At 63.3% G+C, this 22,868-nt stretch carries 20 protein-coding genes and 1 tRNA gene; 11 read left to right on the top strand and 10 right to left on the bottom strand.

All coding sequences use genetic code 11. The features are described from left to right. The first annotated feature begins 87 nt into the window (after window positions 1-87). Genes pstC through phoB form a run of 5 tightly spaced genes read left to right on the top strand, consistent with a single transcriptional unit; the run spans window position 88 to window position 5,770 of the window. The gene (gene pstC / locus ACN0YF_RS02305; protein WP_417493177.1) at window positions 88-1,788 is read left to right on the top strand and encodes a phosphate ABC transporter permease subunit PstC; all 1,701 of its coding nucleotides are present in this window, start codon (window positions 88-90) and stop codon (window positions 1,786-1,788) included. Then, a complete protein-coding gene (gene pstA / locus ACN0YF_RS02310; RefSeq protein ID WP_417493179.1) occupies window positions 1,781-3,523 on the top strand; it encodes a phosphate ABC transporter permease PstA in 1,743 nt (580 codons plus the stop codon). Before pstC ends, pstA begins: the two co-directional genes overlap by 8 nt. A gap of 4 nt (window positions 3,524-3,527) precedes the next feature. Further along, complete coding sequence (gene pstB / locus ACN0YF_RS02315; protein WP_417480922.1) at window positions 3,528-4,340, top strand: phosphate ABC transporter ATP-binding protein PstB; 813 nt, start codon at window positions 3,528-3,530, stop codon at window positions 4,338-4,340. 26 nt (window positions 4,341-4,366) lie between these two features. Next, window positions 4,367-5,056 (top strand): phosphate signaling complex protein PhoU, encoded by a 690-nt coding sequence (gene phoU, locus ACN0YF_RS02320; protein WP_417480923.1) that lies wholly within the window; start codon window positions 4,367-4,369, stop codon window positions 5,054-5,056. A 21-nt stretch (window positions 5,057-5,077) separates the two neighbouring features. Further along, entirely contained in the window at window positions 5,078-5,770 is a 693-nt protein-coding gene (phoB, locus tag ACN0YF_RS02325) for a phosphate regulon transcriptional regulator PhoB (protein WP_417481072.1), read from the top strand. A 75-nt stretch (window positions 5,771-5,845) separates the two neighbouring features. Here phoB and ACN0YF_RS02330 read toward each other — a convergent pair whose 3' ends face one another. After that, window positions 5,846-6,370, bottom strand: coding sequence for a GcrA family cell cycle regulator (locus ACN0YF_RS02330; protein WP_417480924.1), 525 nt, complete (start codon window positions 6,368-6,370; stop codon window positions 5,846-5,848). 203 nt (window positions 6,371-6,573) lie between these two features. Here ACN0YF_RS02330 and ACN0YF_RS02335 point away from each other — a divergent pair, with 203 nt between their 5' ends. The 3 genes from ACN0YF_RS02335 (at window position 6,574) to ACN0YF_RS02345 (ending at window position 9,579) form a co-directional block, all read left to right on the top strand. After that, window positions 6,574-7,386: an ABC transporter permease gene (locus ACN0YF_RS02335; protein WP_417480925.1), complete on the top strand. Its 813-nt coding sequence runs from the start codon at window positions 6,574-6,576 to the stop codon at window positions 7,384-7,386. Window positions 7,387-7,460: 74 nt separating this feature from the next. Beyond that, on the top strand, window positions 7,461-8,636 hold the full coding sequence (locus ACN0YF_RS02340) for an aspartate aminotransferase family protein (protein WP_417480926.1): 1,176 nt from the start codon (window positions 7,461-7,463) through the stop codon (window positions 8,634-8,636). Between the two features lie 10 nt (window positions 8,637-8,646). Next, window positions 8,647-9,579, top strand: coding sequence for an Hsp33 family molecular chaperone (locus ACN0YF_RS02345; protein ID WP_417493180.1), 933 nt, complete (start codon window positions 8,647-8,649; stop codon window positions 9,577-9,579). A 26-nt stretch (window positions 9,580-9,605) separates the two neighbouring features. On the opposite strand, the gene ACN0YF_RS02350 is transcribed toward ACN0YF_RS02345, so the two are convergent. Together ACN0YF_RS02350 and apaG are read right to left on the bottom strand one after the other, a co-directional pair. Further along, window positions 9,606-11,054 carry a TrkH family potassium uptake protein gene (locus ACN0YF_RS02350; RefSeq protein WP_417481073.1) on the bottom strand — a complete coding sequence of 483 codons (1,449 nt, stop codon included), beginning with the start codon at window positions 11,052-11,054 and terminating at the stop codon, window positions 9,606-9,608. Between the two features lie 57 nt (window positions 11,055-11,111). Further along, window positions 11,112-11,504: a Co2+/Mg2+ efflux protein ApaG gene (apaG, locus tag ACN0YF_RS02355; RefSeq protein WP_417481074.1), complete on the bottom strand. Its 393-nt coding sequence runs from the start codon at window positions 11,502-11,504 to the stop codon at window positions 11,112-11,114. Window positions 11,505-11,669: 165 nt separating this feature from the next. On the opposite strand from apaG, the gene ACN0YF_RS02360 reads away from it, so the two are divergent. Beyond that, the gene (locus ACN0YF_RS02360; RefSeq protein ID WP_417493193.1) at window positions 11,670-12,686 is read left to right on the top strand and encodes a 2'-deoxycytidine 5'-triphosphate deaminase; all 1,017 of its coding nucleotides are present in this window, start codon (window positions 11,670-11,672) and stop codon (window positions 12,684-12,686) included. Window positions 12,687-12,749: 63 nt separating this feature from the next. Next, window positions 12,750-12,823: transfer RNA gene (locus ACN0YF_RS02365), tRNA-Gly, on the top strand. 432 nt (window positions 12,824-13,255) lie between these two features. Here the strand turns inward: ACN0YF_RS02365 and ACN0YF_RS02370 are convergent. Continuing rightward, entirely contained in the window at window positions 13,256-14,005 is a 750-nt protein-coding gene (locus ACN0YF_RS02370) for a hypothetical protein (protein ID WP_417493181.1), read from the bottom strand. Between the two features lie 693 nt (window positions 14,006-14,698). On the opposite strand from ACN0YF_RS02370, the gene ACN0YF_RS02375 reads away from it, so the two are divergent. Further along, window positions 14,699-16,615, top strand: a complete 1,917-nt coding sequence (locus tag ACN0YF_RS02375) for an alpha/beta fold hydrolase (RefSeq protein ID WP_417493182.1) — start codon at window positions 14,699-14,701, stop codon at window positions 16,613-16,615. Window positions 16,616-16,722: 107 nt separating this feature from the next. Here the strand turns inward: ACN0YF_RS02375 and ACN0YF_RS02380 are convergent, their stop codons facing one another. The 6 genes from ACN0YF_RS02380 to ACN0YF_RS02405 all read right to left on the bottom strand — a co-directional run bounded on the left by ACN0YF_RS02380 (window position 16,723) and on the right by ACN0YF_RS02405 (window position 22,682). Continuing rightward, window positions 16,723-18,318 (bottom strand): glycosyltransferase, encoded by a 1,596-nt coding sequence (locus ACN0YF_RS02380; RefSeq protein ID WP_417493183.1) that lies wholly within the window; start codon window positions 18,316-18,318, stop codon window positions 16,723-16,725. Window positions 18,319-18,401: 83 nt separating this feature from the next. Continuing rightward, on the bottom strand, window positions 18,402-18,869 hold the full coding sequence (locus ACN0YF_RS02385; protein ID WP_417493184.1) for a SixA phosphatase family protein: 468 nt from the start codon (window positions 18,867-18,869) through the stop codon (window positions 18,402-18,404). 190 nt (window positions 18,870-19,059) lie between these two features. Next, window positions 19,060-20,175 carry an ABC transporter permease gene (locus ACN0YF_RS02390; protein ID WP_417493185.1) on the bottom strand — a complete coding sequence of 372 codons (1,116 nt, stop codon included), beginning with the start codon at window positions 20,173-20,175 and terminating at the stop codon, window positions 19,060-19,062. Then, complete coding sequence (locus tag ACN0YF_RS02395; protein WP_417493186.1) at window positions 20,172-21,098, bottom strand: ABC transporter ATP-binding protein; 927 nt, start codon at window positions 21,096-21,098, stop codon at window positions 20,172-20,174. The genes ACN0YF_RS02390 and ACN0YF_RS02395 overlap by 4 nt, the downstream gene beginning before the upstream one ends. Before the next feature lies 1 nt (window position 21,099). Beyond that, complete coding sequence (locus ACN0YF_RS02400) at window positions 21,100-22,041, bottom strand: HlyD family secretion protein (RefSeq protein WP_417493187.1); 942 nt, start codon at window positions 22,039-22,041, stop codon at window positions 21,100-21,102. After that, window positions 22,038-22,682 carry a TetR family transcriptional regulator gene (locus tag ACN0YF_RS02405; protein WP_417493188.1) on the bottom strand — a complete coding sequence of 215 codons (645 nt, stop codon included), beginning with the start codon at window positions 22,680-22,682 and terminating at the stop codon, window positions 22,038-22,040. The genes ACN0YF_RS02400 and ACN0YF_RS02405 overlap by 4 nt, the downstream gene beginning before the upstream one ends. Window positions 22,683-22,868: the final 186 nt, after the last annotated feature.

A 22,868-nucleotide genomic window follows, 5' to 3' on the forward strand; every position in this document is an offset into this window, starting at 1 on the left:
CATAAAGGGACGGTCGGCAGCCGATACGAGTTTGGCGACCATTGATTCCAAGCGGCAAAGTGCCGTGTGACTGAAGGGCTGGCCCGCATGTCGATCATTTCCATCGTCGCTCTCGCACTGCTCGTCATGATCGCCGGCGGCTTTTATGTCGGCCGTTCGCGCGCCATTGCCTCGGTCGATGGCGTGACGGCGGGCTTGCACTCGCTGCCCAATTATCACGGCTATTATGTTGCGATCTGGACTGGCGTGCCCGCCTTCTTCCTGCTGGCACTGTATGCGATTTTCGGCGGGCAGCTGGTTGAGCGCCTGGCGATCAGCGAGCTGCAGTCCGAGGCGGTTTCCATCAATCGCGTCCTCGATGAAACACTCATTGCCGACCCGGAATTCATCGAACTGAACCAGGTCGCGGACAATCTGCGTGAGCGGGTCGAGGGGCTGAATGCCGACATCCAGGCCCTGCGAAATGCCCGCGGCGAGGACCGCAATCCCGAGGAGCTCAATCAGCTTCGCGCGGCGCAGATCGAGGCGCTGAACCTGTCGACGACAGCCGAGGATGCCGTGAGGGCGCGCCGGCAGGCCGTGGTCGCGACTGTCGAGGCAACCGCCGTCGCGGACGGCGCCGGCGACCGGGCGCTGGCCGGTTACGAACTTGCCCAGTCACCACGGGAGCGCCGGCAACTCTTCCTGTCCGACAGCCGCCGCATCGCGCGGGGTGAGCTGGCCAGTCGTGATTCACCGGCCCTGCGCGCAGCAGCCAGCACGATCGCGCGGCACCAGACGGTAATCCGCTTCGCAGCGGCCTTGCTCGCGCTGGTACTCGGCGCGGCCGGTTTCGTGGTGACGCGGGCGCAGGTCTCGGGCCAGTTCCGTGCGCGCAACAATGTCGAGCGCCTGGTGACGGCGGCGCTGCTGATTTCCTCGGTTATCGCCATTCTGACCACGGTCGGCATCGTGCTTTCGCTCCTGTTCGAGAGCCTGCGTTTCTTCTCTTCTGTGCCGGTGCTGGATTTCCTGTTCGGCTTGCAGTGGAGCCCGCAGATCGCGATCCGCGCCGACCAGGTTGGCCAGTCGGGCGCTTTCGGTGCTGTGCCCCTGTTTGCAGGCACCGCGATGATCACGGTGATCGCGATGGTGGTTGCCGTCCCGATCGGACTGTTCTCGGCGATCTATCTGTCGGAATATGCGGGGCCGAACTTCCGGCAGGTCGCCAAGCCGGTCCTGGAAATCCTCGCGGGCATCCCGACGGTGGTTTACGGCTTCTTCGCATTGCTCGCCGTCGGGCCGGCGATCCGCGCGCTGTTCACGGCCCTGGGGTTTGAGAGCGTCGTGACCCAGAGCGCGCTGTCGGCCGGACTGGTGATGGGCGTGATGATCATCCCCTTTATCTCCTCGCTGAGCGATGATGTTATCAATGCGGTGCCGCAATCGCTGCGCGACGGCTCGTTCGCCATGGGGGCGACGCGGTCGGAAACCATCACCCAGATCGTGATGCCGGCAGCCTTGCCGGGGATTGTCGGCGCGGTCCTGCTGGCCGTCAGCCGCGCAGTCGGTGAGACGATGATTGTCGTCATGGCTGCGGGACAGGGCGCCAACCTGACCGCCAACCCGCTGGAATCGGTGACAACCATTACCGTGCAGATCGTGATGCTGCTGACCGGTGACCAGGAATTCGACAGTCCGAAAACCCTGTCCGCCTTTGCGCTCGGGCTGGTGCTGTTCGTGCTGACCTTGCTGATGAATATCGTCGCCCTGCGGGTGGTCCAGAAATATCGGGAAAAATATGACTGATTCAACCCGAACCTTTGCTGTCCGCGAGGATGTGGAGCGCCGTCTGGCCAAGCGGTATCGCTCGGAACTGCGCTTTCGTTCGGCCGGGCTGGCGGCCATTGGTATCGCCGTCATGATCCTGTGCATCCTGATCGGATCGATTGCCAGCGAGGGCATTCCTGCCTTCAGCGCCAATCAGCTCGTCCTGCCGGTGACCCTGGAGCGCGACCGTGTCGATCCCGAGGGGGACGGCTCGGAGGCCTCGCTGCGCCGTGGCTCGTATAATCGCGTCCTGCAGGATGCCCTGCGCGCCGAGTTCCCCGGCGTCACGGCGCGCAATGATGTGCGCAACCTGTTCAGACTCTATACGCCGTTGAACGCGACGCGGCTGATGGACACCGTGCTTCGCGACCCGTCTCTGGTGGGCACAACCCATGTCTTCACCATGCCGCTCGCCGATGATCTCGATCTCTATCTCAAGGGCCGGCTTGTGGAGGACCGCACCCTGCCTGTGTCCGGCCATCTGACGGCGACAGCTGATGGCGACGATCTGGTCCTGCATTCGACGGTGGCGGACTTTGCCACACTGGCGAGCGAGATCCAGCTGTCGCTGGGGGCCGAGGCGCGGACGCTGGAAATGCGCGCCGAGCAGGTGCTTGTCGCGGCCGGCGAGGTCCCCGACGAAGACGTCGCCCGCTTGCAGGCCGAGGCTGACCGGCATGCTGCAAATGCTGTGGCCTTGCGGGAACTGGCCCTGGCGAGCGACGGATTTCTGCCGCTGACCGGCGATATGCCGAGTGTGATCATCGAAACCGGTGGCCAGGCCCTGCGCCTGACGCAACTGGCCACTGATGGCTCGAGCGCGCGCGCAACGGCCGTGCTGGGCGATGGCGAGATGGCGGGCACCGACACCTGGACACTCTATGTGATCGACACACCGGAGGCGCGGCGGCGCGTGTCGGACCAGTTGATCATCTGGACCCGTTCCCTGGTCGAGCGCGACCTGATCAAGACCGGCTTCAACACCTATCTCTTCAGCAATGCCGATTCCCGCGAACCGGAACTCGCCGGGGTGAAGGGCGCGCTGTACGGCTCGATCCTGACCATGATCATCACCATGTTCCTGTCGGTGCCGATCGGGGTGTTCACGGCCGTCTATCTTGAGGAATACGCTCCGAAGAACCGCTTCACGGATTTCATCGAGGTCAATATCAACAATCTGGCGGCGGTGCCCTCGATCGTGTTTGGCCTGTTGGGGCTGGCGGTTTTCATCAACGCCTTTGGCCTGCCGCGTTCGGCGCCCCTCGTCGGTGGTCTGGTGTTGTCGCTGATGACCTTGCCGACGGTGATTATTGCCACGCGGGCGGCACTGAAGGCTGTGCCGCCCTCGATCCGCCAGGCGGCGCTCGGTATTGGCGCCTCCAAGACCCAGGCGGTGTTTCACCATGTATTGCCGCTGGCCGCGCCGGGCATCCTGACCGGGTCGATTATCGGCCTGGCCCAGGCGCTGGGCGAAACCGCACCCTTGCTGATGATCGGCATGGTCGCCTTTATCGCCGATGCGCCGAGCCTTGGGCTGGCGGGTTTCACCGAGCCGGCGACGGTCATGCCGGTGCAGATTTTCCTGTGGTCGGACGGTGCCGAGCGGGCTTTTGAAGCCCGCACGGCCGCGGCCATTCTCATTCTCCTGGCGCTGATGATCGGCTTCAATGCCGTTGCGATCTATCTGCGCCGCCGCTTCGAACGAAGGTGGTAACGTCATGAGTGACGCTGAAGTCCAACCAACCGTCTACCACAAGAACTCGCTTGGCGGTTCCGCCGTGAAGGTGGAAGTGCGCGATGTCAGTGTGTCCTACGGTGAAAAGCAGGCGCTGTTCAATGTGTCGCTCGATATCCCCGACAAGAGCGTCACCGCCTTTATCGGGCCATCGGGCTGCGGCAAGTCGACCTTTCTGCGCTGCATGAACCGGATGAATGACACGATTGATGGTGCGCGCGTCTCAGGTTCGCTGAAAATCGATGGTGCGGAGGTCAATGATCGTGCCGTGGATCCGGTGGTGCTGCGCGCCAGTGTCGGCATGGTGTTCCAGAAGCCCAACCCGTTTCCCAAGTCGATCTACGACAATGTCGCCTACGGGCCGCGCATTCATGGCCTGGCCTCAGGCCGGGACGAGCTCGATGCAATCGTCGAGCAAAGCCTGCGCAAGGCCGGGCTGTGGGCCGAGGTCTCTGACCGGTTGCAGGACCCCGGCACGGGCTTGTCGGGCGGCCAGCAGCAGCGCCTCGTCATCGCGCGCGCGATCGCGGTCAATCCGGAGGTGATCCTGATGGATGAGCCGTGTTCGGCCCTTGATCCGATCGCGACCGCGAAGATCGAGGAGCTGATCGACGAGCTGCGCGAGAATTATTGCATCATCATGGTGACCCACTCGATGCAGCAGGCGGCACGCGTGTCGCAGATGACCGCCTTCTTCCACATGGGTTCGCTCATCGAAGTCGGGCCGACCGAGGAGATCTTCACCAATCCTCTCGAGCCGCGGACGCAGGACTACATTACCGGACGCTTCGGCTGACGAAGCGATTGCCCGAGGAGGGCCAAATGGCGCTATCCAAGCATACACACATTGTGACGGCATACGGCGAGGAACTGGACAAGCTCGCCGACGAACTGGCGCGCATGGGCGGGCTCGTCGAGTTGCAGCTCGAGGCCGCGGTCGCCGCCGTTGTGCGGCGTGACTCGTCTGTGGTCCCCGACGTGCGCCAGCGCGAGGTCCAGGTCAATGCGATGCAGGCCGATATCGAGAAGCGGGTGATCCGGCTTTTCGCCCTGCGTCAGCCGCTCGCCACAGACCTGAGAATGACGATCTCCGCGCTCAAGATAGCGGCCGATCTCGAGCGGGTTGGCGATCTTGCGAAGAACATTGCCTACCGCTCCAGGGACCTCAATGATTTCGCGCCGCTTGCGGTGCTCAACCGCGTCGAGCGGCTGGGCGAGATTGTCGCCAAGCAATTGCATGAGGTGCTCGATGCGCTGTCATCCTTCGATGTCGAGCCGGCGATCCGCGTCTGGCGCAATGATGACGAGGTGGACGAGCACTATAACAGCCTGATCCGCGAGATGTTGCTGAGCATGGCTGATGATCCGGCCCTGGTCGGACCGGGCGCGCACATCCTGTTTGTCGCCAAGAATCTCGAGCGGGTCGGCGATCACGCGACGAATGTCGCCGAGGCGATCCATTACATGGTGACTGCGGAAGCGCTGGAATCAGCCGACCAGCCGCGACGCTGATGCATTGAACAGGAAGCGATGATGAAACCCCAGGTACTTGTGGTTGAGGACGAGGACGCGCTCGCGACCCTGCTTCAGTATAATCTCGAAAAGGAAGGTTATCAGGTCACCCTGGCCGGCGACGGCGAGGAAGCCCTGATGCTGACCGGAGAGGCCATTCCTGACCTTGTCCTGGTCGACTGGATGTTGCCCAAGGTCTCGGGCATCGAGGTCTGCCGCCGCCTGCGCGGCCGGCACGAGACCAGCAATGTGCCGATCATCATGCTCACCGCGCGCGGCGAGGAGACGGACCGGGTCCGCGGTCTCGATACGGGGGCTGACGACTATATCGTCAAACCCTTCTCCATGACCGAATTGTTCGCGCGGATCCGCGCTGTGCTGCGCCGTATCCGTCCCGGCCTTGCCGAGGACCTGATCACTGCCGGCGACATCGCGATTGACCGCGTGGCCCACCGCGTCAGGCGCGCGGATCGCGAGATCCATCTCGGGCCGACCGAGTTCCGTCTGCTCGACTATCTCATGCAGCACCCGGGCCGGGTGTTCTCGCGCGAGCAATTGCTCGATGCGGTCTGGGGCTCGGACGTCTATGTCGAGGCGCGCACTGTCGATGTGCATGTCGGCCGTCTGCGCAAGGCGATCAACAATGCCGCAGAGACCGACCCGATCCGCACGGTCCGCTCGGCGGGCTATTCCTTCGACATCAGCGGCAGCTGAGCCGGGCCAGACGCAAAACGGCCGCCCCGTGGGGCGGCCGCTGCATGATATGTCCGGCTGGTTGGTCTGCTGCGATCAGAAGTTATACCGGCGCGTCGCTGTAATCGAATTCAGCGCGGCGGTGGCTTCGCCACTGCGGCGGCGTTTCTGGCTGGGTTGATAGGCCATGTTGGCGTGGGCATCGCAATAGGCATGGCTCGCGCCGGTCTTGCGACCGCAAAAGCGGAAGTTCGACAGGGACGGGTCACCGATCGGCCATTTGCACATGCTGTCCTTGAGGGTCAGCACAGTGGCAAACTCGCCCGATGGCAGCACAGCTGGCTCCATGGGAGCCGACACGGGGGTCGCCGGTGCCGAAGGGGCCGGGCGCGCTGTGCGGACCGGTTCAATCGACGGCGTGGTCGTGCGTGGCCGCGACGGTTTCGCTGGCCGGCGGGCCGGACGCGACGGGGTCGCTCGACCTGACAGACCAAGCCTGTGTACCTTGCCAATCACGGCATTCCGGGTGACACCACCCAGCTGTTTGGCAATTTGACTCGCGCTCAGGCCTTCCGACCAGAGCTTCTTGAGTTCTTCGACACGTTCGTCAGTCCAGGCCATCGCAGACTTCTCCCGGTTGGGGTGCGCTAGCCACCTTGATGATGGTAAACAGAGCGCATCTCAATTCATGATTAATTACACTATATATTGTAGCCGGCGAACCAAAAACCACAAGATCAGGCAGGCACGAATCCTGTGGAAAGCGCACTTGCCTGCTAAATCGTTAACGTTGATGGTTACTGAAAGCTTAAGGGTAATCCGTTATGAGTAATGCTTCTTCAAGACCTGTGGCGGCGCCGCGGAGCTTCGGTGCCATTAACGGTCTCGGCCTGTGGACACTCTACAAGAAGGAGGTCCGGCGCTTCCTCAAGGTCGTGACCCAGACCGTCCTCGCGCCGGTCGCGACCACGCTGCTTTACATGACAGTTTTCGCGGTTGCCCTCGGTTCCGGGCGCGCTGCAGTTCACGGTGTGTCCTTCGTCGAATTCCTCGCCCCGGGCCTCATTCTGATGGGATTGCTGAACAACGCCTTCGCCAATACCTCGTCGTCCATCCTGGTCAGCAAGGTGCAGGGCAATGCGGTCGACTTCCTGATGCCGCCGCTTTCGGCGCTCGAGCTGGAAATCGCCTTTATCGGCGGTGCGGTGACACGGGGCGTGCTGGTCGCTGCGGTGACCGCCCTGACCCTGATGCCCTTCGTCAATGTGATGCCGGTGCATTTCTGGGCCGTGGCCTATTTCGGCATCGGTGCAGCAGCAATGCTTGGCATGATCGGCATTCTCGGCGGGCTGTGGGCTGAAAAGTTCGACCACATGGCCGCTGTCACCACTTTCGTGATCACGCCGCTGACCTTTCTGTCCGGCACATTCTACTCGATCAGCCGCTTGCCTGAACCGGTCCGCCTGATCAGCCAGTTCAACCCGTTCTTCTACATGATTGACGGCTTTCGCTATGGTTTCACGGGGTTTGCCGATGGCTCGCTGACGATCGGTGTCGTCCTGGTCGGCGTGATCAATCTGGTCCTCGCCATCGTCTGCTATCGCCTGCTACGTGCAGGCTGGCGCTTGAAGACCTGAACGGACGGGCCTAGACCGTAGACAACCAAAAGGGGCGCCGGTGGCGGCGCCTTAACAAGCTCCGGAGAGACCCGATGCCTGCGCCAATGATGGATACCTACGCTCCACCCGAACTCATTTTCGATCACGGCAAGGGCGTTCGTCTGATCACCGACAAGGGTGACAGCTATCTCGATTTCATTTCCGGGATTGCCGTCAATTGCCTGGGGCATGCCCATCCGAAGGCGGTCGCCGCCCTGACCGAACAGGCCGGGAAGCTCTGGCACCTGTCCAACATGTTCAAGGTCCCGGCCGGGATCGAACTGGCCGACAAGCTGACGGCAGCGACCTTTGCTGACCGTGTCTTCTTCACCAATTCCGGTGCCGAGGCGATGGAATGCGCGCTGAAAACCGCGCGTCGCTACCAGTATGTCACCGGCAATCCCCAGCGCTATCGCATCATCACCTTTACCGGTGCCTTCCATGGCCGCACCTATGGCGCGATCAATGCTGGCGGCAATCCCAAATATCTCGAGGGTTTCGGCCCGGCGATGGAAGGGTTCGACCATGTCGAATTCGGCAATCTCGACGCCGTCCGCGCCGTCTTGTCAGAAGAGACAGCGGCCATCTGCGTCGAGCCGGTCCAGGGTGAGGGCGGTGTACGCGCCGGCGATGATGCCTTCCTGCGCGGCCTGCGCCAGATCTGCGATGAAAACGGCCTGATGCTCATCTATGATGAAGTCCAGTGCGGCGCCGGCCGGACCGGCAAGCTCTTCGCCCACCAGTGGGTCGAGGGCGCCGAGCCCGATATCATGGCCTCGGCCAAGGGCATTGGCGGCGGCTTTCCGATGGGGGCCTGCCTCGCCACTGAAGCGGCTGCCCAGGGCATGGTCGTCGGCACCCACGGCTCGACCTATGGCGGTGGTCCCCTGGCCATGGCCGTCGGCAATGTCGTGTTCGACGAGCTGACCTCGGACGGTTTCCTCGACCATGTCGTGGAGATGGCCAATTTCATGCAGCAGCAATTGCACGGTCTCGCCGACCGTCATTCCGACAAGATTGAGGAAGTGCGCGGCAAGGGTCTGCTGCTCGGACTGAAGCTGAAAGAGGGTTTTGATCCCAAGCAGCTTGTGGTGAAGGCCCGCGATCGCCATCTGTTGATCGGCGCCGCGGGTGACAATGTCGCGCGGATGGCGCCGCCATTGATCATCACGCGTGATGACGCCAGCGAGGCAATAGCCATCCTCGACGAGGCTCTCAGCGCACTTTAGGCGAACTGACATGACCGATATGACGCCCGCCATTCCCGGCGAGCCGGACGATTTCATTGCGGGCTTCCAGGTCGAGGGCCGTGCGGTGCGGGGGCGTGTCCTCCGCTCCGCCGGCGTCCTCGACCAGATCCTGTCGGCGCATGACTATCCCGAGCCGGTGGCGCGTCTGCTCGGCGAGGCCGTCATCCTGGCCGGTCTGGTCGGCCCGGCCCTCAAATTCGACGGCCGGCTCATCGTCCAGGCCAATGGCACCGGTCCGGTCTCCTTCATAGTGGCCGAATATGTCGCCGGCGAGGGTGTGCGTGGATTTGCCAAGGTGGACCGCGATGCACTGGCCACGGCGCTTGCCGCGGCCGATGCGGATACGCCGATGATCCGCACCCTGCTGGGTGAGGGTTATTTCGCCATGACCATCGATCAGGGTCCGGACATGGACCAGTACCAGGGTGTGGTCCCGCTGGAGGGCGGCAGCCTGGCCGTGATCGCCGAACACTATTTCGCCCAGTCGGAGCAGACCCCGACACGCCTGCGCATGGCAGTCGGCGAAGTGTGGACCCAGGATGGTGGCAAGAGCTGGCGTGGCGGCGGATCCCTGATCCAGGCTGTTGCAGGCGATGAGAGCCGTGGTTCCGCAACGGACGACTGGGACCATGTCCGCGCCCTGTTCGAAACCATCAGCGATGAAGAATTGCTCGACCCTGAACTGACGTCCGGCTCGCTGCTCTACCGCCTGTTCCATGAGGATGGCGTGCGGGTCTTCGAGCCTGCAGCCCTGTTGCGCCGTTGTTCATGCGAGCATCAACGTCTGTTGCGCATCATCGCCAGCTTCCCGGCCGATGACCGGGAGCACATGACGACGGACGGCAAGATCGTCATGACCTGCGAATACTGCAATCGCGACTGGAAATTCCTTCCCGGCGAGGTCGATGCCGTCGAGCGTTGATCCGGCTTTCGCCGCGCGGCAGGTTCTCAGGAGCGCCAGAAGCGCGGCATGACCACCACCAGCACGGCGAGCACTTCGAGCCGGCCGATCAGCATGTTGGCGGTGAGTATCCATTTGGCCGCATCGGGCAGGGACTGGAATGTGCCGGCCGGGCCGATGATGTCCCCCAGCCCCGGCCCGACATTGGCCAGCGAGGTTGCTGCCCCCGAGAGGGCCGTTGTCAGATCAAGCCCGATCGCCGACAGGGCGGCGGCGCTGATCGCGTAAACTGCGAAAAAGACAAAGAAGAATCCGAGCACGGAATGCAGGGCGCTGTCGGCAACCGGCCGGCCATTATAGCGCATCTGGAAAATGGCGTTCGGCCGCAGCAGTTGTGCCAGATAGCGCCGGATCGCGGTGCCGGCGATCTGGTAGCGGAAAATCTTGATGCTGCAACTGGTCGAACCGGCGCAGCCGCCAATGAACATGAAGACGAAAAAGGTCGATTCCGCCGCCGCACCCCAGGCACCGTAATCCGTTGTGGCATAGCCGGTACCGGTAATGATCGAGACCGCATTGAAACTGGCCATGCGCCAGGCGGGGTCATCGCCGTGCACGCCGGTGGTGATGAGCACGCCAGCCAGGATTGCCGAGGCGAGCAGGATGACGAACAGGAAGCCGCGCGACTGGGCGTCCTTCAGGATCACCTGTGGCTTGCCCCGCAATGCCAGCACCAGAAGCGTGAAGGGCAGGGCTGCGGCGATCATGAAGACCAGCGTGATCATGTCGGCGCCGGTATGCATGAACTTGCCCATCGACTGGTCGGAGGTCGAAAACCCGCCGGTCGAAAGCGTCGACATGGCGTGCGCTGTCGCGTCGAGCAGATTCATCCCCGACATCAGATAGGCGACGGCGCAGATCAGCGTCAGCATGGCGTAGACGGCCGAGATATTGGCGGCGATCTGGGTCGCCTTCGGCAGCACCTTGTCGGTCTTGTCGCCGGTTTCCAGCAGGAAGAGCTGCATGCCGCCAACGCCCAGCATCGGCCAGAAGGCCATGGCCGTGACGATAATGCCGATCCCGCCCAGCCATTGCAGGATGGCGCGCCAGAGCAAAAAGCCCGGCGGGCGGAAATCCAGCCCGGTCAGCACGGTCGCGCCGGTCGTGGTCAGCCCCGAGACGGCTTCGAACAGGGCATCGGTCCAGTTCATGCCCTGGTCGGCGAGGCGCATCGGCAGGGCGGCGGTGATCGACAGCGCGATCCAGGCCCCGACCATCAGCAGGAAGACGCCGCGCGGTGTGATGAAATCGACCGGGCCGCGATTGGCCAGGGAGATCGAGCCGCCGAAAAACAGTCCCAGCACCGAGGCGAGGAAGAAGGCGCGGGCGCTGACGAGCTCCTGCGCGACCAGGTCGACGATCGCTGGCACCAGCATGCCTGCCGAGAGGAACGTCACCATGATGCCGATCATGAAGACGACGGGGCGGAGGGACATATTCAAGGCGTCAGGCTCCGCCAGCGCGGACAGGCCGATGGTGCAGTGCAGCTGGTGCTAGTGGAGGCTGAGGCGGTCATAGGGCCGGTCCAGCGGAAAATCGGGGATGATGGCGGCAAAGCTGTCGCCACCCTCGCGGCGCATCTCATAGCTGCCGCTCATGAAGCCGGACGGCGTCGAGAGCGGTGCGCCACTGGTGTAGCGGAAGCGCTCGCCAGGCCGGATCACTGGCTGTTCGCCGACCACGCCGGGACCCTGGACGTGTTCGCTGCGCCCCATCGAATCGGTGATGATCCACTGGCGCGAGATCAGCTGCACGGGCTGGGTCGAGGTGTTCTCGATCTCAACGGTGTAGGCCCAGACATAGCGACTCTCATCAGGCTCGGACTCATCTTCGAGATAGTCCGGGCTGACACAGATCTTCACGCCGTCGGTCTCCTGCTCATACATGCTGTCTTGTCCGCCCATGGCCATTGGCTCACATCGCCGCTGGTTTCAATCCGCCATCATCTGCCCGCTCGCGATCTCGCTCAACCCCCTACGGTCAGCATGGGTGGACAGAAGGCGACGGATATCGGACATCTTTCGGCCATCCGCAACAGAACCGATCCCGTCATGTCCGTTTCCGGTATTCTCCCAGACCACGAACTCAGAGCCCTGTTTGACCAGGGTGTCATCGATGCGGACACGCCGCCCGATGCGACCCAGATCCAGCCGGCCAGTATCGATTTGCGCCTCGGGGCCAAGGCCTTCCGGCTGCGCGCCAGCTTCCTGCCCGGCCGCGGTCTCACGGTTGCCGAGCGGCTGGCTGACGATCTGGTCATGCATACGGTGGATCTGCGTGACGGCGCCGTGCTGGAGACGGGTTGCGTCTATCTGGCGCCGCTGCAGGAGCGGCTGAAACTCCCCGCCGGGCTGAGCGCAGCGATGAACCCCAAGAGTTCGACCGGCCGGATCGATGTCTTCACCCGCGTCATCACGGACCAGGGCATCGCATTCGACCAGGCGCCGCTCGGCTATCAGGGCCCGCTCTATGCCGAAATCTGTCCGCGCACCTTCTCCATCCTGGCGCGCGAAGGCGATCGGCTGAGCCAGATCCGCTTCCGCCGTGGCGAGCATGAAACGCTGCGCGAGGTGACCGTCAGTGTCGATCTGGCCGGCTTTGATGACGGCATTGTCGGCTATCGCGCGCGGCGCCATGCCGGGCTGGTTGATCTGTCGAAGCTGGGCGGTCATCCCAGCGCCCGGTTCTGGGAGCCGATGACAGCTCCCGATCGCCGCCTGGTGCTCGATCCGGGCGAATTCTACATCCTGGCATCCCGGGAAGCGGTCTCGATCGGTCTCGATGAGGCGGCCGAAATGGCACCGATCGCACCGGAAATCGGTGAATTCCGCGCCCACTACGCCGGATTCTTCGATCCCGGTTTCGGAATTGCCGAGACGGGCGGGGCCGGCAGCCGGGCCGTGCTGGAAGTCCGCGGCCATGACGTGCCCTTCATGCTCGACCACGGCCAGGCCATCGCACGTCTGGTGTATGAACCCATGCTCGCACGGCCGACGGCAGCCTATGGCGCTGTCGCCTCCAACTATCAGGCCCAGGGCCTCAAACTGTCGAAATTCTTCGCTGACTGAATACCGTAACCGGTGAAATAGGGCTTCGCGGCAGCTATCGCCGCGCCTATAATCGCCGGTATCGCGGGTGTAGCTCAATGGTAGAGCAGAAGCTTCCCAAGCTTACGACGAGGGTTCGATTCCCTTCACCCGCTCCAATACTTAGCTCATTTTTGGTTACTGGCTCCGGGACTATTCCGGGACTCGGCTACCGATGAAGCCGCCATTTTCTCCATCGACTGCTGATATGTCCCGCTTCCGAGTGCCCATGACGAAGGCCAACGCGTGTTGGCTAGAAGCCTAGCTAAGCCCGCTCTCCGATGCACTCAATGGGATGCTTTAACCCAATCCGTTGTTGGAAAGCTGATTTATCATAACGCATACGACAGCCGGCCCGCCTTAAAAGGCCATCACTGCAGTTCTCCCGGAGGATCGGTAACACATCCAATTTCCGCAGGGACATCATATATCTGGCGGCAAACAATCTGAGGGCTCGCATTTCAAAATGGCCCAGAGAGTCTTCAATAAGGGCGAGGATTTTCCGTCCTAAAAAGCTCATGATACCCAGTTCACCCGCTATGACCCGCTCGTCAATCCTCGGGCAGGGTCCAGATGTCGTCACCCACAACGACCGTGCCGGTGATGTGCAGGTTCCGGAGCCGCCGGCGCATGCAATCATGGTCATCTGCGCACAAGCTACCTTCCACCTCTATCCCCATAAACTCTTCGATTTGTTGCGATGTGGGAAACCAGTATTGGTTGGTCAATTCGTATGAAACGGAGGTGCATAGTTCGGATAGATCACTTTCATCCTCTACGGCAGCAACCGCACTTATCGATGGGGATAAACGCTCGTATAGCTCACTTAGAAATTGCTCGCCATTTGAGTGGCTAGCGTAAATTTCTCGCTCCTTATCATACGATCTCTGATAGCAACCGCGACCCGGCCAAGCCGACGAATAAACATTATAGTCAAGGTGGGCATCGTGGTGAAAACCCACCATAGCGTTTTCACGAAATTCCACGTGGCTCGCGCCTACCAAAACATAGCTTGCGCATGAGGAGAAGCAATAATCCTCTACGATAATGCGAGCGCCACTCGATATTAAGAGATTGGCGGCTGTCAATCCAGCTACGGTCTCTCCACCAGAACTGGTAACAACCGGTGTCTTCCCCTCGGACAATGCAAGGGCTAGCCGTCGCACAAAATCCATAGTGACACTTCCCACTACACTCTCTTCATTTGCGTTATCCGAATTCGATCCAGCAGAACAGGCGGCGAGCAAGAAAATGCTCCCCGTCAAAAGCGCCAAAATGGTGCCGATATTCATTTTTTTCATTATTTTACCACTATGTTAAACGAGCGAATTCTAGTTGCCGGGCAGATTCGGTGGCGCATCCGGGGCAACTGGAGTGCCGCCATTATCTGCACTCTCCATATTATCACTCAGCGTGCCATAGTATGAAATCAAGGACTCAATGCCAATCATTCCGTAAATATGGATGGCGAAGCCAGATCTTGGTTGAGATGAGCCGTAAATTGCGCCATTTTCATTTCAAGGTCATTGGCATTCAGTGCTTGCTCGCCATTCAACTTTTATAATTTATTTCTGACTGTGCGGATATTGATGCATCTAATACCGCACGCACACACGGTTCATACCAGACCCCATACTCGCCACCATACTCGCCACCATACTCGGAGGCGACTGGGTCGATGCCCGTGACTGCAGCAGACCATTTGGCGAACGGCCCGCTCTGGAAAGCTTGCTGCATGTGTCGCCAAACATCGAGCCATCCGGCATGCGGTGGTGATCTAGCCATGCGGTGCGACCGGACACGCAGCTCAGTTCTTGTGTAGATAATTCACGCATCAAGTATTCCCGTCTGTTTCGCCTGCCGCCGGTTTCGGTCGCGGTTTGCGGCTATTAATGGCTGTGATGCGGATTGACACCCGGTCGGCTTGCGTTCCAACTTGCGCCCGATTTTGCTGGCGATCGTGGGGGTTGTCGAAGATCGCCAGGGGGATTTCCATGCGCGTAGTTCTTGGGCTTTTCGTGACCTTGCTGCTCTCCGGACCGGCGCTGGCGCAGGTGGAAACCTATGCGGCGATGCCGCGGATCTGGGCGGCCGACCTTTCACCCGACGGGACACATCTGGCCACCGGCTGCAGTCCGCGCGGCGTGCGCGAGATCTGCATTTACGACCTGGCCGGCGGTGCGGCGCCGGTCGTCATTCCGGCCCCGGATGGCGGCGAGATGTCGGCCTTCGATTGGCCGGGCAATGCCTATCTCATCTATTATATCGACTCGGTCCAGACCTTGCCGACGCAGGACGGCCTGCGGACCATGACCTTGACCCAGCCGGTCTCCTATTCGCTGGCGACCGGCCGTTCGGAACCGCTGATGGTCAATTCGCGCCTGGTTTCGCCAATGGTCGGGGCCGAGGGGCGCGTCGCCATGGAGATCACCTTCGCGCTTGATACCCGCGCGGGCTCAGGCTCGCGGATTGGCGGGCGCGATGACAGCGGCACCGTCGTTTATGAAATGAACCTGGAAAATGGCCGTCGTGTCCGCCGCATGGAAGTGTCGGACGGTTCGACCATCGGCTATCTGCTGAATCCCGAGGGCGAGGTGGTCCTGGATGTCCGGCGGTTTGATGAAACCGGGCAATACTCCGTGCACAGGCCTGACGGCGCGCAGAGCCCGGCGATATATTCGGGCATCTTCCCGGCAACGCAGCCGCGGGTTTATGGCGTCATGGACAATGGGGAGGCCGTCGTCATCCGGATTCCGGGGAGCGGCCTGCGGCGGCTGGACATCGCCACCGGCGCGCTGAGCGCTTTCGATGTCGGCGGAGAAGACGTGTCGCAAATGGCCGCGATCGTGGATTATTACGCCAGCGTAGTGGTCGGGTTTCGCTATACCGACGACCTGCCGCGCCAGATCTTCATCGATCCGGATCTCGCTTCCCTGCATGCGGAACTGAAGCAGATCCTGACTGAGGATTCCGTCACGATCACCACCTGGACGCCGGACCGGACCAAGCTGGTCGTCGAGGGGCGCGATGCCGGCCAGCCGGCGAATTTCTATCTGCTTGACCTCAATACCGGCGGGCTCGGCTTGCTGGACGTCGAGACCGTCTTGCCTGAGGGACAGGCCCCCAGTTCGCGCGAATATCTCGAATTCACCGCATCAGACGGTCTCGAGATCCCGGCCTATCTGACCCTGCCGCCCGGTTTCGCCGAGGGGGATGCCCCGCCGGCGCTGATCGTGATGCCGCATGGCGGACCGCGTGCCCGGGATACGGCTGAGTATGACTGGTGGGCCGCCTTTTATGCTGCCCGTGGTTACGCGGTCTTCCAGCCCAATTTCCGGGGTTCGACCGGCTATGGCGAGGCGTTCGAACGCGCCGGCTATGGCGGCTTCGGTTCGCGGATGATCGATGACATCATCGAGGGTGCCCATCATCTGCAGGAAACCGGCCGCGCACGGCCGGGGCAGTATTGTGTGATCGGTGGCAGCTATGGCGGCTATGCGGCGCTGATGACCGCCCTGCGTGATCGCGCCAATGTCGCCTGCGCGGTCTCCTTCGCCGGTGTGACGGATCCGTTCGCCTTTCTCGGCAGCCGTACGCGCTGGCAAACCACCCTGCGCTATTGGGAGCAATATATGGGTGATCGTTTCGGGGATCGTGACGAACAGGCCACCATCACCCCGGTTGCCCGCGCGGACGAGCTCACCTTGCCGCTGCTGGTCCTGCATGGTGAGGACGATACGACAGTGCCCTTCGGGCAGCTGCGTCTGTTGCGCAATGCGATGGAGGGCCGTGACAATGTGCAGTTCGTCACCTTGCCCGATGCCGATCACTATCTCGGCACGCCCGAGGCCCGCACTGTCCTGCTGCGCGAAAGTCAGGCCTTCCTCGATGCGAACTTCCCGGCGCAATAGCCTGCGCCGGCAGGTCTAGCGCCGCCGCAACTGGCTCAGATCCAGCCCCGCCAGTTCGGCGAGGTGGGCGATCATGATGACGCCGACGGCGGCGGCGAAGATGGCGATCAGGGTCCATGGGACGAGCCGCGGCCCGCGTTCGGGACGGACGGGCTGTCCGGCGCGCCAGCGTCCGAGCAGGAAAAGGGCGACGCAGATCCCGAGGATGGTGAGGGTTGCGGTGAGGGAGAGATACATGCCTGGTCCGTATAGGTGCTGACGCCGTGCTCGGTCTTGTCCCAGAAATAGGGACGGGTCACCAGCTGGTACAGGGCGCGCGCTGCAGCCCAGCTCTGCAGCGGCCAGTAGGCGGGCATCGACAACAGGTCTCCCAGTCTGACCGGCAGCCCGGCCCGGCGCATGCCCGTCGCGGCCGTCGCCGCCGAGGCGGCATAGCCGGCCAGCAGGAAGCCGGCGTAGAGCAGGGCGCCGGGGCCGCCGGTGCTGCCATCCAGAAGGCGCAGCAGACAGCTTGCCGCCAGCGGTGCGTGCGCCAGCGCTGATACGAGGGCTGCGCCGAGCGTCAAGGCCAGTGCAAGGCCTGTCGGCCGGCCCGCCAGGGCGCGAGCATCGCCGCGGCTGTGCACCGCCAGGGTCTGGGCATAGCCCTTGAGCCAGCGTGTGCGCTGGCACACCCAGGGCCAGACCCGCGTCGGGGCCTCCTCGAGGGTCAGTGGTGCAATCACGTCGCAGCGATAGCCCAGCGCGTGCAGGCGAAAGCCCAGATCGGCGTCCTCGGTCACATTCCACGCGTCCCAGCCGCCGGCCCGGCGCAGGGCCGCGGTACGGAAATGATTGCTGGTGCCGCCCAGTGGCAGGGGCCAGCGCAGCCGGGCGTAGAGCGGCAGCAGGGCGTGGAAATGTGCCGCGTATTCCAGCGCGAATTGCCGTGTCAGCCAGCATTCGCACCGGTTGAACCAGTTGAGCGGTGCCTGCAGGCAGGCCAGGTCCGGGCCCGCGGCAGCGAAGCTTTCGGCGGCGGTGCGCAACTGGCGCGGATGCGGCCTGTCCTCGGCGTCGTGGACGGTGACGATCTCGCCGGAGCAGAAGCGCAGTGCGTAGTTGAGGGCGCGCGGTTTGGTACGCGGCCCGCCTTCGGGCACGAGGATGATGCGGTATCTGTCATCGAGATTCAGCGCCCGGGCGGCAGCAATCGTTTCCTCGTCATCGGCCTCCAGGGCCAGGCGGATTTCGAGCCGGTCGGCGGGGTAGTCGATCGCCTCCAGCGCCGCGACCAGCACCGGCAGGACGGCGCTCTCGCGATAGAGCGCGATGATGATGCTGGCGCGAGGCAGGGCGCAGTCGCGCAGTTCGCGCCGCTTCGCCCAGGCTGGCGGCAGCAGGCAGGCCAGCAGGCGCAGGAGGATCAGCGCGGCAAACAGGAGGGCGGCTGTTCCGGCCAGAAGCTGGCTCTGCCACCGGGCCCAGCCGATGCCCGCGACGAGGAGCAGGCAGAAGGCGCAGGCGAGGGCCCAGGCCTGTCCCTGCGAAAGCCCGGCCTTGGCGCTGAAGGCCGGCGTGCGGTGCGCCAGACCCTCGGCGGCATCGCTGGCCCAGAGCCGGGCCAGCAGATCCGGAGCCTCGGCGCCGGTGCGATCCTTGCCCCGTCCGGTATCCGGCTCAAGGGCCGCCGGAAGAGCGGGGCTGCGATAGCTGTCATCCATGGCGCTACCCGTAGATGTTGCGTTTTGGTGTCGAGCATCAAAAACGCAACCCAGGCGGGAGTCAATCCTGAACGCTTGCCCGGTTAGCTGCCGGGATTGAGAACCTCGATCAGGGTGGGGCGCTCCAGCGTCTCGTCGGCCAGGGAGAAGATGGTGGCCGTTGCCGTCGGATAGCCCAGTGGCAGCGCCGCACGTGCATCGCAGCGCGCGGCCAGCTTGTGCGCCAGCCCGCCAATGCCGGGATTATGCCCGACCATGACAATGTGGGAGACCTTTTTGAGCGCGCCCAGTGCGGCGCGTTCCAGCATTTCGGTGCTGGCATGATACAGGGCCATCGGATCCTCGATCGGCGGCATGCCGAGCTGCGGGGCGAGGTGTTCGAAGGTCTGCCGCGTGCGCCAGGAGGGCGAGACCAGTGCGCGGCTGGCCGTCAGGCCGAGCCCGGCCAGCCGTTCGGCGGCGATCCGGCTGTCCTCATGCCCGCGCGCGGTCAACCCGCGCTGGAAATCATCATCGGCCTCAAGCCGGTCGACGGCCTTGGCATGCCGCATCAAAATCAAAATCCGGTCCATCAAGGCCTGCCCTGTCCAGGTTCAGAAATTCGCATCTGCCCGGCCTGATCCAGCATTGACCCGATCCAGAGCGGCCCCACTCCTAGTGTGTTTCGCGACGCTTTTGAACCAGGGAGACGAGCAGGGCCCTGATGATGGGTGATATCGCCGGGTCCTGGTGCCTGCCGCCCTAGTCCAGGGTGCGCCGATAGCGCCGGATCGCGATCATTGCGATGACCAGGAACATCACGATCAGCGGCCAGATGCTCGGCCAGACATCGGGCAGGTCGGCGCCCTTGAGCATCACGGCGCGCACCACCCGGATATAGTGTGTGGTGGGGATGAGCTGACCGAGCGCCTGGGCCCAGTGCGGCATGGCGGCGAAGGGGAACATGAAGCCGGACAGCAGGAAGGACGGCATGAACAGGAACATGGTCAGCTGCATGGCCTGCATCTGGCTGCGTGCGACGGTCGAGAACAGGAAGCCCATCGCCAGGTTCACGACGATGAAGAGCGCGCTGGCGATGACGAAGGCGAGCGGGCTGCCCAGGAAGGGCACCCCGAACAGATAGCGCGCGCCGGCCAGCATGATCGCGACCTGCAGGGATCCGACGAAGACATAGGGCGTGATCTTGCCGATCATCACCTCGAAGGCTTCGGTCGGGGTCGAGAGCAGGGCTTCCAAGGTGCCGCGTTCGGCCTCACGCGTCAGCGAGATCGAGGTCATCATCGCCATGGTCAGGGTCAGGATGGTGCCCAGCAGGCCGGGCACGATATTGAGCGCGGTGCGGCCGGCGGGGTTGTAGCGGCGGTGAATGACGGTCTCGACCGGCGGCGTCATCTCGCCCAGATAGGGCTCCAGCGCGCGCTGGACGATGCTGGCAAAGGCTCCGCTGCCGGCACTGGCGGCGACCGGGTCGGCGCCATCGGTGTCGAGCAGGATTTGCGGCCGTTCGCCACGCGCCAGATCGCGCTCGAAATTCGGCGGGATCGCCACCACGAAGGAGGCGGTGCCATCGCGCAGGGCGATATCGGCTTCCTCGGGCGAGGCGACGAGGCCGGTGATGTCGAAGAATTCCGACGTCTCCATGGCCTGGAGAATGGCGCGGCTGGCCGGGCCGCTATCGCCCATCTCCACCAGGGTCGGCAGATGGCGGGCATCGGTATTGATGGCATAGCCGAACAGGAGAAGCTGCATCACCGGAATGCCGACCATCATGCCGAAGGTCAGCCGGTCGCGCGTCATCTGGATGAATTCCTTGCGCAGGATGGCGATAATGCGATTGAGCGAGGCGAACCGGTTCATTTGAAATTGTCCTGGGCACCGGTCATCAGCCAGATGAAGGCTTCCTCAAGCCCCGTCTTGGCCTTGCTGACCTCGAATTCCGGACGTTCGCGCCAGGGCGCAATCGCGCGCTCCAGCGCCGCTTCATCGCGTCCCGACACATGCAGGGCCGAGCCGAAGCGGGCGATCTGGTCGACGCCGGGCGCGTGTTCCAGTGCGTCATAGACCGGCTGCAGCCCCTTGCCTTCAATGCGCCATGTGGTGAGGCCGACAATGCCGGCAATATCCGCCGAGGGCGCATCGATCAGCTTCTTGCCATAGGCGATATAGGCGATGGAATCGCACTGCACGGCCTCGTCCATATAGTGGGTCGAGACCAGCACGGTGACGCCCTGTTGCGAGAGGCGGCGGATACGGTCCCAGAAATCGCGCCGCGCCTTGGGATCCACACCGGCGGTCGGTTCATCCAGCATCAACAGGCCGGGCTTGTGCATGGTCGTCGCGGCCAGCGCGAGGCGCTGTTTCCAGCCGCCGGAGAGATTGCCCGCCAATTGTCTGGCGCGCGGCTCGAGATCGTATTCCTCCATCGTCGCCTGCACGGTCTGTTTCTGGTTCGGCACCGCATGCAGGCGGGCCATGAATTCGAGATTCTCCTTCACGGTGAGGTCGCCATAGAGGGAAAATCTCTGCGTCATATAGCCGACGCGCGACTTGATCTCGCGGCTCTGGGTGCGGATGTCATAGCCCAGCGCCGTGCCGCCGCCGCCATCGGGTTTCAACAGGCCGCACACCAGCCGGATCGTCGTCGTCTTGCCCGAGCCATTGGGGCCGAGAAAGCCGTAGATCGCGCCGCGGGGGACCTGGATCGAGAAGTCATCGACCACCTTGGTGTCGCCGAAACTCTTGGTCAGCCCGTGGACATCAATGACGAGATCGCCATCCATGCTAGCGGACCTCGAGGCGCAGCGGTGTGCCCGGAGGCGGTGGATTGGCGTCGAAGCGGGCCTCGGCGCGGTAGACGAGGCGTGAGCGTTCGCTGTCGGAATAGATGAAGGGGGCGGTGAATTGCGCTTCGTCATCGATACGGGTGATGGTCACCATCAGGCCACTGTCGCAGGTGTCGCAGAATACGGCGAGCCGGGTGCCGACCGGCGTTGCCGCCAGTTCGGTTTCCGGGATCAGGATCACGGCATGCACTGCGCCCTCGGGCAGGATGGAATAGACGGGCAGGGCCGGGCTGGCCTGTTCGCCCGCATAGCGGATCTGGCGTTCGACACGGCCATCGGCCGGCACGGTGACGGTGCGCTGGGAGAGCACAAACCCGGCCCGGTCGACGGCGGATTGCGCTGCGGCGATGGCGGCCTGCAGGGCGCGGAGCTGGTTTTCGCGGGCGGGCAATTGCACCAGGTTGAGGCGCTGGCGCATTTCGCTGGCCTGGGCATTGGCGGCCTCGGCCGCCGTCTCGGCCTGGTCGAGACGGGCCTGGCTGATATGGCCCTGTTCGAACAGTTCGCGGGCCCGCTCCAGGTCGGCCGTGGCCAGCGTCCGGGCTGCATTGGCCTGGGCGAGCATTTCGCGGGCAGCGCCAATCTCCGGATCGCGGGCACCGGCGGCGGCGTCATCGAACTGGGCGGTGGCCAGGGCGAGCTGGGCCTCGGCGGCGGCGAGGGCGGCACGGGCATCGGTATCGTCGAGCCTGAAAGCGAGCTCGCCGGCTGTGACGGGATCGCCCTCGCGCAGGCCGGTCTCGATGATGCGCCCGGTCATGTCCGGCGCGAGGCTGACGAAATCACCCTCGGCATAGCCATGCAAACCGCTCTCGACCGGCGGTGAACACGCACCGAGCGCGAAGGCGAGGACCAGGGCGGGGGCGATGAAACGGGTCATGAGGGCTCACTCTCCAGGCGTGGCTTGAGGCCGTAAAGCAGGATGTCGGCGATCGCATCGGCCAGCTCGGCCGGATCGGTCAGCTTGTCGGGATGCAGCTCGAAGATATTGGTCAGGGCCATATGGGCGATGCCCGGCCCGCCGATGACGCGCATGAAGGCATCGGCATCGACCGGGCGGAACACGCCCTTCGTCACCGCGGCGTCGAGCAGGGCGCGCATGGCTCGCCGCACAATGTCGAGCACATGGCTGCGATAGAAGGCGGCCAGTTCCGGGAAGCGGTGTGCCTCGGTCAGCACCAGGCGCGGCGCGGCGGATATGCTGGGCGAGGAAACGGCGGTGAACAGGATGCGCAACAGGCCGCGCAATGCCGCCTCGGGATCGGCGGCCGCACTGCTGGCGACATGCTGTTCGACGACCCGTGCCAATGCCCCGGCCGATTGCTCGATCAGCGCATTGAGCATGGCTTCCTTGGACGGAAAATAGAGATAGAGCGTGCCCTTGGACACGCCGGCGCGCCGGGCAATGTCCTCCACCCGCGCCGCGGCAAAACCCTGTTCGCTAAACACGGCCAGCGCCGCGTCGAGGATTTCCTCGGGGCGGGCTTCGGGACGGCGGCGATGGCTGGGCGCTCGGGTCATGGAGCATATATAACTGACCGGTCAGTCAGTAACAAGCGTGATGGATGCGGCAAAATCTCCACGCGGCCTGCCGCTGGAGGTTTGCTGGGGCCTCCCCTTGTTGGGAGGGGTGCGGGACGCCGGCGAATGCCGGTTCTTGAGTAAGTTTTGGGGGCATCCGAGACGTCCCGCACGTGGAGATTTACT

Source organism: Maricaulis sp. (genome assembly GCF_048270265.1).
Taxonomy (GTDB): domain Bacteria; phylum Pseudomonadota; class Alphaproteobacteria; order Caulobacterales; family Maricaulaceae; genus Maricaulis.

Coding starts and splice junctions, on each gene's coding strand:
- pstC (WP_417493177.1), top strand. CDS start 88: ATGTCGATCATTTCCATCGTCGCTCTCGCACTGCTCGTCATGATCGCC.
- pstA (WP_417493179.1), top strand. CDS start 1,781: ATGACTGATTCAACCCGAACCTTTGCTGTCCGCGAGGATGTGGAGCGC.
- pstB (WP_417480922.1), top strand. CDS start 3,528: ATGAGTGACGCTGAAGTCCAACCAACCGTCTACCACAAGAACTCGCTT.
- phoU (WP_417480923.1), top strand. CDS start 4,367: ATGGCGCTATCCAAGCATACACACATTGTGACGGCATACGGCGAGGAA.
- phoB (WP_417481072.1), top strand. CDS start 5,078: ATGAAACCCCAGGTACTTGTGGTTGAGGACGAGGACGCGCTCGCGACC.
- ACN0YF_RS02330 (WP_417480924.1), bottom strand. CDS start 6,370: ATGGCCTGGACTGACGAACGTGTCGAAGAACTCAAGAAGCTCTGGTCG.
- ACN0YF_RS02335 (WP_417480925.1), top strand. CDS start 6,574: ATGAGTAATGCTTCTTCAAGACCTGTGGCGGCGCCGCGGAGCTTCGGT.
- ACN0YF_RS02340 (WP_417480926.1), top strand. CDS start 7,461: ATGCCTGCGCCAATGATGGATACCTACGCTCCACCCGAACTCATTTTC.
- ACN0YF_RS02345 (WP_417493180.1), top strand. CDS start 8,647: ATGACCGATATGACGCCCGCCATTCCCGGCGAGCCGGACGATTTCATT.
- ACN0YF_RS02350 (WP_417481073.1), bottom strand. CDS start 11,054: ATGTCCCTCCGCCCCGTCGTCTTCATGATCGGCATCATGGTGACGTTC.
- apaG (WP_417481074.1), bottom strand. CDS start 11,504: ATGTATGAGCAGGAGACCGACGGCGTGAAGATCTGTGTCAGCCCGGAC.
- ACN0YF_RS02360 (WP_417493193.1), top strand. CDS start 11,670: ATGTCCGTTTCCGGTATTCTCCCAGACCACGAACTCAGAGCCCTGTTT.
- ACN0YF_RS02370 (WP_417493181.1), bottom strand. CDS start 14,005: ATGAAAAAAATGAATATCGGCACCATTTTGGCGCTTTTGACGGGGAGC.
- ACN0YF_RS02375 (WP_417493182.1), top strand. CDS start 14,699: ATGCGCGTAGTTCTTGGGCTTTTCGTGACCTTGCTGCTCTCCGGACCG.
- ACN0YF_RS02380 (WP_417493183.1), bottom strand. CDS start 18,318: ATGGATGACAGCTATCGCAGCCCCGCTCTTCCGGCGGCCCTTGAGCCG.
- ACN0YF_RS02385 (WP_417493184.1), bottom strand. CDS start 18,869: ATGCGGCATGCCAAGGCCGTCGACCGGCTTGAGGCCGATGATGATTTC.
- ACN0YF_RS02390 (WP_417493185.1), bottom strand. CDS start 20,175: ATGAACCGGTTCGCCTCGCTCAATCGCATTATCGCCATCCTGCGCAAG.
- ACN0YF_RS02395 (WP_417493186.1), bottom strand. CDS start 21,098: ATGGATGGCGATCTCGTCATTGATGTCCACGGGCTGACCAAGAGTTTC.
- ACN0YF_RS02400 (WP_417493187.1), bottom strand. CDS start 22,041: ATGACCCGTTTCATCGCCCCCGCCCTGGTCCTCGCCTTCGCGCTCGGT.
- ACN0YF_RS02405 (WP_417493188.1), bottom strand. CDS start 22,682: ATGACCCGAGCGCCCAGCCATCGCCGCCGTCCCGAAGCCCGCCCCGAG.